Origin of the sequence: Microbulbifer sp. MCCC 1A16149, assembly GCF_050368945.1 — a bacterium.
Lineage (GTDB): Bacteria > Pseudomonadota > Gammaproteobacteria > Pseudomonadales > Cellvibrionaceae > Microbulbifer.
In genome coordinates, this window is record NZ_CP185959.1 from 3,322,907 (window position 1) to 3,336,416 (window position 13,510).

Here is a 13,510-nt window from a genome sequence, read left to right on the forward strand (position 1 = left end):
AAACTATGAGCGAATCTCCAATAGCTGCGTTTAATCCGCTGGACGCCAAAAAATACAGCAACCCTATTCCCGCGCGCGAGTTCATTATGAGCTTGCTCGAAAACAACAAAGAAGTACTCGACCGCAAAAAGCTGGCAAAAGTGCTGGATCTTTCCAGCGACGAGCAGAAAGAAGCTTTGCGTCGCCGGTTGCGCGCCATGGAGCGCGACGGCCAGATCGCATTTGATCGCGATGCAGGCTACAGCCTCATCAAACCTGAAGACCTGATCACTGGACGCGTCATCGGCCACCCGGATGGTTTCGGATTCCTGAACAGCGATGCATCTGCTGAAGACCTGTTCTTATCGGATAACGAAATGCTGACCGTGTTCGACGGCGATATTGTCGAGGCGCGCGTTAGTGGCGTGGATAGGCGCGGACGTAAGACCGGTGTGATCGTCAATGTGCTGGAACGCAAGACCACCCACCTGGTGGGCCGCTTGCAGTTCGAGGAAGGCGACTACTTCCTCAAGCCCGAGAACAGCCGACTATCCCACGAGATCGACCTCGATCGCGACCAGCTGATGGGCGCCAAGCCCGGACAGTATATTTCCGTTGAGATCATCGACTTTCCCAACCGCCGCTATAATGCCTTCGGCCGTGTGACCGAGCTGCTCGGTGATGCCATGGGCCCGGGTATGGAAATCGACGTTGCCATCCGCAGCCACGATATTCCACACCAGTGGCCACAGGATGCCCTGCGCGCGGCAAAAAAGCTGGGCGATAGCGTACCCGAGGCGGACAAACAGCATCGCGCCGACTTGCGCGAGCTGCCGTTTGTGACCATTGATGGCGAGGACGCCAAGGACTTCGACGACGCCGTGTACTGCGAACAAGCGCCAGCTGGTGGCTGGCGCCTGTTCGTGGCGATTGCGGATGTTTCCCACTATGTGGCGCCCGAGAGCGCACTCGACCTGGAAGCGCAGAAACGCGCTACGTCCGTTTACTTCCCGGGCCGTGTGGTCCCGATGCTTCCGGAATCCCTGTCTAACGGATTGTGCTCGCTCAACCCCCATGTGGATCGGTTGGTGATGGTGTGTGAAATGACCATCAGCAAAACCGGGAAAATGACCGACTACACCTTTTCTGAGGGTGTGATCCATTCCCATGCGCGACTGACCTATAACCAGGTGAATGCTTTCATCACTGCACCCGACTCCGGCCTGGGCCGGCAGACTGCTCGCAAGCTCAAGGGAACCGCACCGCATATTCACGCGCTGCACGATCTGTATTCGGTACTGAAGCAGGCGCGCACCATACGCGGCGCGCTGGATTTTGAAAAATCCGAAGTGCAATTTGTCTTCACCGAAGACCGCAAGATCGATCGGATCATTCCGGTAATCCGCAATGATGCGCACAAGATGATTGAGGAATTTATGTTGAGCGCCAATGTGGCGACCGCAGACTTTCTCAAGCGACAGAAGTTGCCCGCACTGTACCGGGTACACGACGGTCCACAAGACAAGAAGCTGACTGCCCTGCGCGCATTCCTGACGACCAAGGGGCTCAAGCTCGCGGGCGGCAACAAGCCGCGCCCGGAGCACTATGACCAACTCATGAGCCAAATTGGTGAACGCAGCGATGCGCAGACCATTCGCACCATGCTGCTGAGGTCCCTCAGCCAGGCGGAGTACAGCATGGACAACCGCGGCCACTTCGGTCTCGCCTATTCCGCCTATGCGCATTTCACTTCGCCCATCCGCCGTTATCCGGACCTGATGGTACACCGGGCAATCCGCTCGGTGATCCGCCAGTCCAAGCAGCGCTCTACACTTGGCCGGGCGCTGAAGTTCATCATCGGCAAGGGCAAAGATTCGGTACAACGTTTCGACAGCGCACCTCTCCTCGCCCCGGGCAAAAGCTACCCCTATGGCAAAACCGCCATGCAGTCGCTGGCCATGCACTGCTCCAATGCCTCACGCCGCGCCGACAAGGCCAGCTGGGACGTGGAGGCCTGGCTGAAATGCGAATATATGCAGGATTTCGTCGGCGATGTATTCCAGGGGGTGGTGGCGAGCGTTACCCACTTCGGCCTGTTTATCGAGATTGACGGTATTCAGGTCGAGGGACTGATCCATATATCGGCGCTGAAAAACGACTACTATCACTTTGATGCCGACCGGCAGTGCCTGATCGGCGAACAACGCCGCAAAAGTTTTGCAATCGGCGACGCTATCAAAGCGCGCGTTGTCGCCGTGGATATGGAGCGTCGCAAAATTGAGTTTGCGTTAGCCAGTTAAGATCAGAGAAAGAAATTTCTCTTCTTTGATCTGAAAAACTCAGGAAGCCCGTTATCGAAAGATAGCGGGCTTCTTCGTTTATATATTTAAAAAGTACGCGGGAAAATTAGAGGTCGTCCAGGTTATCCATCAACTGGTAAAAGAAGGCGATGGACTTGCCATATTCATCTACCAGAATCCGCTCATTCACACCATGAAATCCCGCGAACTCCTTTGTCGACTCCAGCTGAATGCCGGTGATGGTATAAACATTCGGTGCAAACGGCCGCGCCTGAAAATGCTTTGAATCCGAGCCACCAATCACAAAGAACGGGGAGACAATCAGGTCATTGCCCCAGGTCTGGCGGATGGTTTTCTCCAGCATTTTATAACCCGCACCATGCGGATCTGCGATATTGGTGGGCGGAGTGGATGCTGATATATCCTTGATGTCAATACGATCGTCGTCAATCGCTTTTTTGACATGGGCGATGACACTTTCCTTGCTGTCTTCCGGGGCGATCCTGAAATTGACCACGGCGCTTGCCGAAGGGGGCAATACGTTGTCCTTGATTCCGGCATTGAACATGGTGACCGCAATAGTGGTATGCAGCATGGCGCGTGTGACCTGGTCCTCAGCCATTTCCTCGATAAACTTCTGCTCCAGTGCCGTCGTCTTGGCGTCATCACCAAATGCGACAGCCTCGTACATGGGCTGTTTTTCTTTCTGCAGTTCAGGCCCCATAAAGCGATACTGGTAGCGCACCGCTTTATTGATCTTGTAAGGGAACTGGGCCTTTTCCAGCTTGGTGATGGCCTCGGCGAGAATACCGATATTCGAGTGCCTTGGAGGCTGGGAAGAATGGCCACCCTCACCATTCACCGTCAGCTCCAGGCTCATGTAGCCCTTCTGGGCTATACCAATCAATGCCGAGTTCTCCTCGATACCAGGAAACACCCCCGGTATCAGAGGTGCGGACTCGTCTATGACAAAGGCGATTTCCTTCAGTCCGCGCTCTTCCAGTACATCGACCACATGCTTGGCGCCTTCCGGGCCACCGACCTCCTCGTCATGGCCAAAGACGAAGTAGATGGTGCGAGCCGGCTGAAATCCTTCCTTGATCTTCATTTCCGCCGCTTCCAGGATCGCATGAATCTGGTTCTTGTCGTCCAACACACCGCGCCCCCAAATATAGCCATCTGCAATGGCGCCGGAAAATGGCTCCTGTTTCCATTGGTCTCGGGACTCCTCGGCAATGGGGACCACATCCTGGTGCGCCATAAATACCGCCGGTGGCAGCGATGGATCCTTGCCTTCCCAGGTATACAGCAAACTGTAGGGACGGGGCTTGCCGAGCTTTTCCCGTTTCAGGGTCTTGTGGACGTTTGGGTAAGCTTCCTCAAGAAATTTGTGGTAGCCCTCAAACGCCTTTACATCAAAGTCAGCCCTGTCCTGGTTTGAAATCGTGGGAAACTGAACCGCCTTGGATAACCGTTTGGCAGCGGCCTCCACATCGACCTCTACTTCAACCGGTTCAACACCTTGCATCTGCATGGAGGTGAACTCCTGATCTGCATGGCTTGTAGCTGAAAAGGCGAGAATAAAAAATGCGACGGAGAGATATTGCGATACGATCCTTGGCAGGATTTTCATTGTTCCCATTCCTTATTTTCTAGACCCATTGAATCTAGTGGAAACAGCTTGATCGCAGTGCGTCTTGATGCCGAAATTTATGCAGGGTTAATAATAGGGATTAATCGCCTAGTAGGAACAACCGTTCCAGTTAACCTATTTAAAACTGGAGTGTTCGTACCATTTAAAAAATAACGTAGATAAATTCATCTCACTCGTGAAAACAACTTCACACTAATTTTGATAAAAGCATTCAACAAATCTCTACTTCTCAACCATTCGCCTCATATTAATTGCCTCGTCTCTGCGCCGTTGATAGTGTTTCCGGGTAACTGAACGGCCATGCTGTTTCGGTCATTCAATAATAACTACGACAAATGGACGAGCACACTCAATGAAAAAATCTTTACCACGCCAAAATGTTTTAACCTGCGCCATCCTGTCTGTGGCAGCCGCATCCACACCGCAAGTTTTATACGCGGCCGAAGAAAGTGCGATGGAAGAAGTTGCCGTTGTCGGCTCCCGCATCCAACGCAATGCGGAATTCGAAACAGCAACGCCGATTCAGGTAATGGACCGGGAGGCTATCGAAAAGTCTGGCTTTACGAATCTTCAGCAAATGTTTGAGAAAAACCCCGCTGCGGGTAACGGCACTTTCTCAACCCGGGGGAATAATCAGGACTCCACCGCCAATGGTGCTGCCGCAGTCAGTCTTCGCGGTATGGGTGCCGACGCAACACTTGTGCTGGTCAATGGCAAGCGCGTGGCCATCAGCGCTTTTGCCGAGAGCATTACCACCAACTTTGTCGATATCAACAGTATTCCCATCGCCGCGGTCGAGCGCGTGGAAGTACTTAAAGATGGTGCCTCGGCCATTTACGGTTCCGACGCGGTTGCCGGTGTGGTGAATCTGGTGCTGCGCAAAGATTTTGAAGGCGCTGAGGTATCCGTGGACTACGGTGGTGCCGATGGCTATGACGAGCAGTCGGTCTCGGCGGTGTGGGGGGTTAACGGCGAAGATTCAAACCTCACGCTGATCTTTGATCACCGGACGAATTCAACCCTGGCCAGCGTCGAGCGCAAGGGGCTGGACACCGCGGACCAGTCCTTCCGCGGCGGTATGGATTTCCGTTCATCGCGCGGGTATCCGGGACGCTTTATTGTCGACGGTGAGACCACCATCGACCCGAACTGCCCGGAAGGCGACGCATTCGGCCAGACCTGTGTCTACGACTACGGTCCCTGGACCCTGCTGACCCCGGAAGCGGAACGCACCGGTGTACTTATGCTCGGCCACGCGCAGCTGACGGACAGTATCGAATTCTTCAGCGAGCTCGCCATTCAGCACAATACCTCCATCGCCCAGGGCGCGCCGACACCGCTGGATGAGGATGCCGGTCTTACCGTGCCTCTAGACCACCCCAACAATCCGTTTGTCGGCGCCAGCAGTGTCGATGTCGGCCGTTACCGTACCGTGGATGCCGGTGCGCGACAGTGGGATATTGAGACCGATAACCTGCGCGGTGTATTCGGGCTGCGCGGCACCATCTCCGACTGGGACTGGGAGGCCTCGGTACAGCGCTCACGCAGTGAGTCCACCCAGACCGGCGACCGCACCCAGGGTTGGGTACGTACCGACCTCCTGCAGCAGGAAATTGACGCGGGTCGCTACAATCCATTCGGCGGCGTACAGAATCCGCAGTCCGTTATCGATGCCTTTACCACCAGCCTGGTGCGCCAGGGTAAATCCGAGTTGCGCAGCATGGATTTCACCATCAATGGTGAGCTGTTCGATACCAGTAACGGGGCCATTGCACTGGCCGCCGGCCTCGAGCGCCGCGAGGAAAGCGCTTCGGATATTCCCGACGACCAGTTCCAGCGCGGCCTGATCTTTGGTACCGAGTCCGTCTCCGCCGCTGCCAGCCGGGATATCAATTCGGCGTTTGTGGAAGTCGCCATTCCGCTGCCCGCCAACCTGGACCTGACCCTGGCCGGCCGCTATGACGATTACAGCGATTTCGGCAGCACCACCAACCCCATGGCCAACCTGCTGTGGACCGCGAGCGAGCAGCTGTCTCTGCGGGCCTCCTGGGGCACCGGGTTCCGTGCACCGTCGCTGGCGCAGATCGGCCTCGGACCGTCGCAGGAATCGCAGTTCTTCATCGATTCCTACGGCTGTGCGATCAACGAAGCCTACTGTGCCAGCACCGACTACAACATCGTGTTCTCCGGCAACCCGGACCTGGAAGCGGAAGAGTCCGAGTCGGTTAACCTGGGTGCAGTGGTGAAGCCGGTCGATGGCATGCAGCTGTCACTGGATTTCTGGCGTATCACCCAGGAAGGCAAAATTGACGAGGTTCCATTCGGCTACCTGTACAGCCAGTTCTGTAACGACCAGAACAGCACCGTGTGTGTGCGCTCGGCGGCTTTGCCCGGTGAATCCCTCGGCTCCCTGCAATCCATCAACAGCGGCTTTATCAATATCGGCGAGCAGACCGTCTCCGGTATCGACCTGAGTGTGGTGTACTCCGCGCTGACGGTAGCCGGTGGTGATCTCGGCCTGCGCCTGGATTACTCCTATCTCACGGAGTTTGAACGGGTCGAGCTGAACTCTGCGGGGGATGCTTTCCTGAGCCGTGATCTCGCCGGTGAATATGAATACCCGGAACACCGCTGGGCGACATCCGCCGACTGGACGCGGGACAGCTTTGCCTTCACCGTGGGCCTGAACTATATCGGCGAGTTTGAAGACACCCCCGATATCGATTTCGATGGCACCCTGGATTACGACACGAATAAATCCCGCATCGTGGATTCATTCATGACCGTGAACCTGCAGGCTCGCTATACCGGTTTCGAGAATATGATTCTGAGCCTGGGAGCAGACAACGCGTTCGACGAAGAACCGCCGTTTGCCATTGGTGATGGCGACTCGGACCTGTACGGCTATGTTTCCAGCCAGCACGATCCGCGCGGTCGCTTTATCTACGGCAAGGTGACCTATAACTTTTAATCTGACCCACTGAAAGCCGGCACTGGTCATCCGTGCCGGATCACAAGCACTGGAAGCCGGGGGAGACCCCAGATACTCCCTCGGTTTTCATCCCGGTTCTTATCCCGCCTTTAATTGGCTGGTATACGCTTCCAGCACCGCATGACTCTCTCCCCGCTCGGGCAAGTAACAGCCCCGGGTCGCCAGATAATGCTGGTTAAACAACGAAAAGTAGTGCTGAAGAACCCCAGCCGAATCCTCTTCGCCAGCCAGCAACAGACAGCTGATGGCTGCTTCCGCGGTTGAAAAACGGTGACTCCTGCCAGAATCCCGTACGGAATAGGATCGCACCAGGGTCTCGGGCAAGCTCAGGCAGGGCACTCGATCCAGCCAGCGGCTGAGGCCGATTATACGGCTGCACTGTTTCCAGGTGCCGTCGAGCAGGATCAGTGTTGTTTTCTTGCCACTCGCAGGCGGCAGTGCACGGGTCACCTTTCGCGAACAATTTTCGGTACCGTCTGCCGGGAACACCACAAAGCACTCCCGCTGCGGATCATTCAGCAGGCTCTCCAGTCCCTCCGGTGCTTCAAGCCGGTTCCACAGGAATACATTGGTCCGGGGAAAGACGTCGACGATCAGGCGGCCGGTATTGGTGGGTTTGAACAGCTCCTTGCGGTGCACAAGCAGTGCGAAATCTACCGGGCTCTCGCTTTGCGGCCGCCAAGCGCACATACACGCAAAGTCACCCATCTGGCAGTCCGGGCAGCGTTTTACACTTTTCCCCTTGGCCTGAAACGGCTTGGTGGATTTGGCGAGCTCCTGCTCGCGAAGTCGGGTGAATGTGGTGGAATACATGGTAATAGTTTGAAAGCTATTAGGAGGACCCGCGCATTCGAAAGCGCACAGTTCCTCCCGGGTATTTAATACAAAGACGAGGGCTATCAGCTCGCGGAAAGTTTCATCAGCACCAACCCCGACACGATCAGAATCGCCGCAACAATTCTCATCGTATTCACCGGCTCCGCCAAAAACATAATGCCCACCAGAAAAGCGCCGATAGCACCGATACCTGTCCAGATGGTATATGCCGTACCAAGCGGGATGGTCCTCAGGGCGACGGCCAACAGCCAGAAGCTGCCGACCATGGTGACTAGCGTAATCAGGGAAGGCGTAAGCCGGGTGAAGCCTTGGGATTGCTTCATGGAGAAGGCCCAAACAATTTCAAGGGCACCGGCAACGAGAAGGTAGATCCAGGACATGGACTGCTCCTTTTACAACAGGGCCAGGTCGTCCTCGGCATCATGTTCCCAGATTGGGGGAGGTCGTCCTCCTACAACAGGTCGGACAATACCCCATGGGTGAATTTTGGGCAACTGATCCCCCCCAGGGTGACTGACCAACAAGTCTCCGCTATTCGCAAAAGCGTAGGGACAGGCGCTACACGCCTTAAACCACCTGTCGCTTGTAATTGGCACTCAACTCTCCCCCAGCGCTCCCCCACTCAACTATTACTAAGCTACCCGGATTTCCGTTTTGATTTTATTGAATAGTGAGTGTCCCATGCGATTCCCCTACTCTGTTCTGTTACTTGCGGCCCTGCTTCCTGCCTGTAGCAGCGAGACCGATAACAAGGCGTCGCCAGATACCACCGACAGGCCGGATTCAACCATGCCCGAAAGCAGTAACACGGCAGAGGCGGCAAGCGAAACTGAGACACAACCTGCGCAAGCGACAGCGACGGTCACCGAAATACCGCGCAATCCGAACCGCGACGTCTACTTCGGCAATCTGCACGTGCACACGCGCTGGTCTTTCGACGCCTACATCAACGAAGCCTGGGTGGATCCCGATGCTGCCTACCGCTGGGCCAAGGGCGAAGAGATTCCCCCGGGTGAGACCGGCAAGCCACTGAAAATAGGTGTCCCCCTGGACTGGTATATCGTCTCTGACCACGCGGAGTACCTGGGCGTGCTACCGCTGATGGGAGATCCCGACAGCCCCATCAGCAAGCATCCACTCGCGGCTGATATCACCGGCGACGACCCGAAAAAATCCTTCGATGCCTACGGCCAGATCCTCGATGGCATCTCCAATATGAAGGTGGATCCGATTCTCGGCGACAAAAAACAGTCAAGGTCACTCTGGTCGGAGGTGGTAAAAATTGCCGACGCGCATTATGAGCCAGGGAAATTCACCACCATGCCGGGATATGAGTGGACTTCAAACCCCGACTGGAGAAACCTGCATCGAGTCGTCTTTTTCCGCGACAGCGCCAAAGTGCCGGATGCCCCTTTTTCCGCCCTCGACTCCAGCACGCCCGAGGACCTTTGGCGCTGGATGGACGGGCAGCGCAAAGCCGGTAACGACCTTCTCGCCATTGCCCACAACGGCAATGCCAGCGACGGACTCATGTTCCCCGTGGATAAGTCGTACGGCGGCAGCACCTTGAATAAGGAATACGCCGAGGCGCGTATGCGCAACGAGCCGGTGTATGAAATCACCCAGATCAAGGGCACCTCGGAAACCCACCCGGCACTGTTTCCCAATGATGAATTCGGCAGTTTCGAGCTCTGGGACTACACGCTGGCGCCCACCGCAACCCCGCCCGAGCACAAGAAAGGCGGCTACGCGCGGGAAGCCCTGATCCGCGGGCTCAAGCTTGAAAGTAAGGGCAACGGCAACCCGTTCAAATTCGGGTTTATCGGCGACTCGGACACCCACAATGGCGCATCTGCTATCGAGGAAGACAACTACACCGGAAAGTTCGGTTTTGAAATCGACCCCAAGCACCGGCTGGAAGGCCCACCCGGAGTTGATGCGGCTGGCGCAAAGCAGGTGCGGAGTTTCAGCTCTGGCGGTGTGGCCGCAGTATGGGCGGAAGCCAACACCCGTGACGGTATCTTTGAGGCGATCCAACGCAAGGAAACCTTTGCCACCTCCGGGCCGCGACTCAAGGTGCGTTTCTTTGGCGGCTTCGACATGTCGGGGGTTTCCCTTGGTTCAGAGAACGGAGTAAAGCAGGCCTATGCGAAGGGTGTGCCCATGGGCGGCGATTTACCCGCGGCAAGTGATGGGGCGCCGACCTTTATCGTGCAGGCACTCAAGGAAGCGGACGGGGCCAATCTCGACCGTATCCAGATCGTCAAAGGCTGGGTGGATGAATCCGGGGAACAGCAGTCCAAGATTTATGACATCGCCCTGTCCGGTGACCGCAAGCCCGGCCCCGACGGCAAGATTCCTCCGGTGGGCAATACCGTCAACGAAAAGGACGCGACCTATAAAAACACCATCGGCGACAACCAGTTAATGGCCACCTGGACAGATCCCGATTTTGATCCCGCGCAGTACGCCTTCTACTACGCGCGTGTATTACAGATTCCCACCCCACGCTGGTCTACCTACGATGCCGCGCGCACGGGCCTCAAACGGCCACAGGACCTGCCGATGAGTATTCAGGAACGCGCGTGGACCTCGCCGATCTGGTACACACCCCAACAGTAAACGACTGACAGCGCGCTGGTCTTTCGAGTGGATTGAAAGACTAGCGCTGCGGTTTTTGATACAGCCGCTGAACCACCGCCAACACCACGGCGGTGGTCCAGCCAAACATGATGATGCCGATGGCGGCCTGAAACGAAGACAACAAACGCAGGCTGCCTTCGAGCACGATATCCCCGTACCCCAGTGTGGTGTAAGTCACCATGGAGAAGTAGAGCGCAGGCTCTGCATCACTGAACGCACCCAGCCAGCGGTAGACCAGCGCCCAGGTCATTACCTCGGCCACCGAGGCAAAGAACATCAGCAATACCACCGCGGATACCACCACCGGCCTGCCGGTAGGCAGGAATGGATGTGCCGGGTGCAATCCCGCAATTTGCCGACTCCAGCGGAGAGCGAGGGTCATCGCCACCGCGTGAATCATTGTGTTGACCACCAGCAATGCTGATGCAATCAGCAGGACTTCGAGCAGCATTATCTCACCTGGGACCATTCATTCCCTGAACACGTTTCATTCCCTGAACACCTTGCGCCAGCTACCGGTGCGCTGTTCCATTTCCTCGCGGGTTTCCGGCGGTACCAGTTCAACCGGTAAAAGGTCGCCGCGCACCTGCCAACCGCCGCCCAGCGCGCGGTATACCTGCACCAGGCTGGCCGCTACTGCACCGCGTGCCTGCGCTAGCTGATCCTGCTGGTTCGCGTCTGCGGTGAGCGTACTGATCACGGTGTTAAAGCCCACCAGACCATTAGTGTACTGCGCGGTAGACAGCGCCACCGAACGCTGGGAAGCGGCCGCGGCGCGGTCGATCATCGCCAGCTGCTGGTGTGATTTCAGATAGGCGACGATGGCATTCTCAGCATCGGCCTGGGCCTCGAGTACGGTCTGCCTGTAGTCCTCCAGCAGCTGCTGGAAACGCGCATCCTGCAGGCGCACATTACTGCGCAGCCGGCCGTAGTTGAACAGGTTCCAGGCGAAGCCGCCGCCGATGCTCCAGGTTTCCGTTTCCCCTTCAAACAGCTGGCCGATGTCCATAGCCTGCGAGCCAATCGCACCGGCGATGGAAAACGCCGGATACAAATCTGCGCGCGCCACACCAATCTGCGCCCCCTGTGCCGCCAGCGAACGCTCGGCGGCGCGAATATCCGGACGCTGACGCAATAAGTCCTGCGGCATGCCCACCGCGATCTGCGGCGGCACAACAGGAATGCTGCCGGGACTGCCCAGCAGATCACCCAGCGTCCCCGGTGTGCGCCCCAGCAATACCGCGAGGGAGTTCTTGAGCTGCTGCAGGGTACTTTCCAACCCCGGCACAATGGCTTTGGTGTTGTACAATAGCGACTCGGCCTGCTCCGCATCCAGGTCACTCACTTCGCCGGCATCTGCCTTGGCGCGCGCGATATGCAGGCTCTGTGATTGCAGTTCGATATTCCGGCGCGCTACTTCCAAGCGGCTCTGGGTGGTACGAATCTGGACATAAATCTGCGCGACCTGGGCCACCACCGATACCAGTACACCGTCGTAAGCCGCCACACTGGCTTCCATCGACGCGGCGGCGGAACGCACCTGGCCGCGAAAGCGCCCCCACATATCCAGTTCCCAGGAGAGATTGAAGCCAACGTCATACTCTTCGAGGATCAGGTTGCTCTGTTTGAAGCGCGCAGCTGAGCCGGTGAGCTGCTGTAGCTGTGGAAACTGATTGCCCACCGCAATGGCCAGCAGTTGCTGTGACTGCATCACGCGCAAGGTTGCCGAACGCAAACTGAGGTTTTGCTCCAGGGCGATGGTAACCAGCTCATCCAGCCGTGGATCGGAAAATGCCTGCTCCCACCACAACGGAGCCACCGGTGCACTGCTACTGATCTCCGACTCTCCGCGCTCGATCCAGCGGTCGGCCACGGGTACTGCAGGAGGATGGTAATCCGGGCCCAATGTACAGCCGGTGATACTCACACTAGCGGCGAGGATGGTTGCGAACGACGCCTTCCTCGCGGCCTTCAACGACCAGCTTTGCGCGCTACTTATACCCACGCGCTTCTTCATCCGGTATCGCGGTTCCACCGAGCACCTTTACCGAACAGCTGGTGCCCACCCGCAGCAATACGCCCTCTGGCAATTCGCCCAGGGCAATTTTCACGGGTACTCGCTGTGCCAGTCGTATCCACTCGAAGGTGGGGCGTACTTGCGGCAACAGGTCGCGCCCGGTAGCCCCGTCCTGCTGGGCGATGCCCCAACCGATACTTTCCACCTGCCCTTCAATCGGGCGGTCGGGATAACTCATCAATGTCACCAGCGCGCGATCTCCGGGCCGGATTCTCGCTACCGCTGTTTCGCGGAAGAATCCCTCGATCCAGAAGCTATCGGCATCGATCAATGCCAGCGAAGGTTGATTGGCGACCGCGTGGCTGCCGACGCGCAGATTCAAATTGGTGACGTAACCGGCAACCGGCGCGGTCACGCGGGCAAACTCCACATTCAGTTGCGCTTCCTGCAGGGCCGCGCGCGCTGCGCGGATATTCGGGTTGGCATCACCCAGTTCACCGAGAGTCGCACGGGCCTCATCCAGCTGCGCCGCAGCACTGTTATATCTGGCGCGCGCCTGAATCAGCGCCGCTTCGGTTCCCTTGCGCCGCTCCAGGGATACCGCGTGCTGCGCCATGGCGCTCTCCACCTGCTTCTGCGATGTTGCCCGCTGGGGTAACAGGCGCTGCTGGCGCTGCAGTTCCGCGGCATTTTTCTCAATTACCGCATCGATCTCACGAATCGCACTCTCCGCCTGCACTACTGCTGCACGCGCCACTTCGAGTTGTGCCGCCACCGAAGCGACGTTTTGCTCCTGCGCCAGATAATTGTCGCCGGTGCGGTCGTACTGTGCACGGGCCTGCGCCAATTGCGCGTCAAACGGACGCGGGTCGATCTGAAATAGCAACGCGCCCTGCTCGACAAACTCGTTGTCCCGCACGCCCATCTCTACCACCTGGCCGGACACGTTCGGCGTTACCTGAATGACTGCCGCGCGCACCTGCCCGTCCCGCGTCCAGGGATTACGCAGGTCGTACCAGTACTTGAGCAGTACAAAAAACACCGCGCACAGCACCACCAGAGAGGTAAACACTATTTTTTTCGGCACA

At 57.2% G+C, this 13,510-nt stretch carries 9 protein-coding genes; 3 read left to right on the plus strand and 6 right to left on the minus strand.

The features are described from left to right. The first annotated feature begins 5 nt into the window (after positions 1 to 5). Positions 6 to 2,279 (plus strand): ribonuclease R, encoded by a 2,274-nt coding sequence (rnr, locus tag ACONT6_RS13970; protein WP_428819054.1) that lies wholly within the window; start codon positions 6 to 8, stop codon positions 2,277 to 2,279. Between the two features lie 106 nt (positions 2,280 to 2,385). On the opposite strand, the gene ACONT6_RS13975 is transcribed toward rnr, so the two are convergent. After that, positions 2,386 to 3,912, minus strand: coding sequence for a M20 family peptidase (locus ACONT6_RS13975; RefSeq protein WP_428819055.1), 1,527 nt, complete (start codon positions 3,910 to 3,912; stop codon positions 2,386 to 2,388). 475 nt (positions 3,913 to 4,387) lie between these two features. On the opposite strand from ACONT6_RS13975, the gene ACONT6_RS13980 reads away from it, so the two are divergent. Further along, the gene (locus tag ACONT6_RS13980) at positions 4,388 to 6,904 is read left to right on the plus strand and encodes a TonB-dependent receptor (RefSeq protein WP_428819056.1); all 2,517 of its coding nucleotides are present in this window, start codon (positions 4,388 to 4,390) and stop codon (positions 6,902 to 6,904) included. Positions 6,905 to 7,003: 99 nt separating this feature from the next. Here ACONT6_RS13980 and ACONT6_RS13985 read toward each other — a convergent pair whose 3' ends face one another. Beyond that, positions 7,004 to 7,738 carry a tRNA-uridine aminocarboxypropyltransferase gene (locus ACONT6_RS13985; RefSeq protein WP_428819057.1) on the minus strand — a complete coding sequence of 245 codons (735 nt, stop codon included), beginning with the start codon at positions 7,736 to 7,738 and terminating at the stop codon, positions 7,004 to 7,006. 86 nt (positions 7,739 to 7,824) lie between these two features. Continuing rightward, positions 7,825 to 8,142, minus strand: coding sequence for a DMT family transporter (locus ACONT6_RS13990; RefSeq protein WP_428819058.1), 318 nt, complete (start codon positions 8,140 to 8,142; stop codon positions 7,825 to 7,827). 301 nt (positions 8,143 to 8,443) lie between these two features. On the opposite strand from ACONT6_RS13990, the gene ACONT6_RS13995 reads away from it, so the two are divergent. Beyond that, positions 8,444 to 10,384: a DUF3604 domain-containing protein gene (locus ACONT6_RS13995; RefSeq protein WP_428819059.1), complete on the plus strand. Its 1,941-nt coding sequence runs from the start codon at positions 8,444 to 8,446 to the stop codon at positions 10,382 to 10,384. A 40-nt stretch (positions 10,385 to 10,424) separates the two neighbouring features. Here ACONT6_RS13995 and ACONT6_RS14000 read toward each other — a convergent pair whose 3' ends face one another. The 3 genes from ACONT6_RS14000 to ACONT6_RS14010 are packed head-to-tail and all read right to left on the minus strand — an operon-like array spanning position 10,425 to position 13,509. Further along, positions 10,425 to 10,856, minus strand: a complete 432-nt coding sequence (locus ACONT6_RS14000; protein WP_428819060.1) for a potassium channel family protein — start codon at positions 10,854 to 10,856, stop codon at positions 10,425 to 10,427. A gap of 36 nt (positions 10,857 to 10,892) precedes the next feature. Then, positions 10,893 to 12,422 carry an efflux transporter outer membrane subunit gene (locus ACONT6_RS14005; protein WP_428819061.1) on the minus strand — a complete coding sequence of 510 codons (1,530 nt, stop codon included), beginning with the start codon at positions 12,420 to 12,422 and terminating at the stop codon, positions 10,893 to 10,895. Then, positions 12,397 to 13,509 (minus strand): HlyD family efflux transporter periplasmic adaptor subunit, encoded by a 1,113-nt coding sequence (locus ACONT6_RS14010; RefSeq protein ID WP_428819062.1) that lies wholly within the window; start codon positions 13,507 to 13,509, stop codon positions 12,397 to 12,399. Before ACONT6_RS14010 ends, ACONT6_RS14005 begins: the two co-directional genes overlap by 26 nt. Position 13,510: the final 1 nt, after the last annotated feature.

What these genes read in the sequence shown, in the direction of transcription:
- ACONT6_RS14000 (WP_428819060.1), bottom strand. Translation starts at nt 10,856, where the DNA reads ATGCTGCTCGAAGTCCTGCTGATTGCATCAGCATTGCTGGTGGTCAAC.
- ACONT6_RS13980 (WP_428819056.1), top strand. Translation starts at nt 4,388, where the DNA reads ATGGAAGAAGTTGCCGTTGTCGGCTCCCGCATCCAACGCAATGCGGAA.
- ACONT6_RS13995 (WP_428819059.1), top strand. Translation starts at nt 8,444, where the DNA reads ATGCGATTCCCCTACTCTGTTCTGTTACTTGCGGCCCTGCTTCCTGCC.
- ACONT6_RS13985 (WP_428819057.1), bottom strand. Translation starts at nt 7,738, where the DNA reads ATGTATTCCACCACATTCACCCGACTTCGCGAGCAGGAGCTCGCCAAA.
- ACONT6_RS13990 (WP_428819058.1), bottom strand. Translation starts at nt 8,142, where the DNA reads ATGTCCTGGATCTACCTTCTCGTTGCCGGTGCCCTTGAAATTGTTTGG.
- ACONT6_RS14005 (WP_428819061.1), bottom strand. Translation starts at nt 12,422, where the DNA reads ATGAAGAAGCGCGTGGGTATAAGTAGCGCGCAAAGCTGGTCGTTGAAG.
- ACONT6_RS13975 (WP_428819055.1), bottom strand. Translation starts at nt 3,912, where the DNA reads ATGAAAATCCTGCCAAGGATCGTATCGCAATATCTCTCCGTCGCATTT.
- rnr (WP_428819054.1), top strand. Translation starts at nt 6, where the DNA reads ATGAGCGAATCTCCAATAGCTGCGTTTAATCCGCTGGACGCCAAAAAA.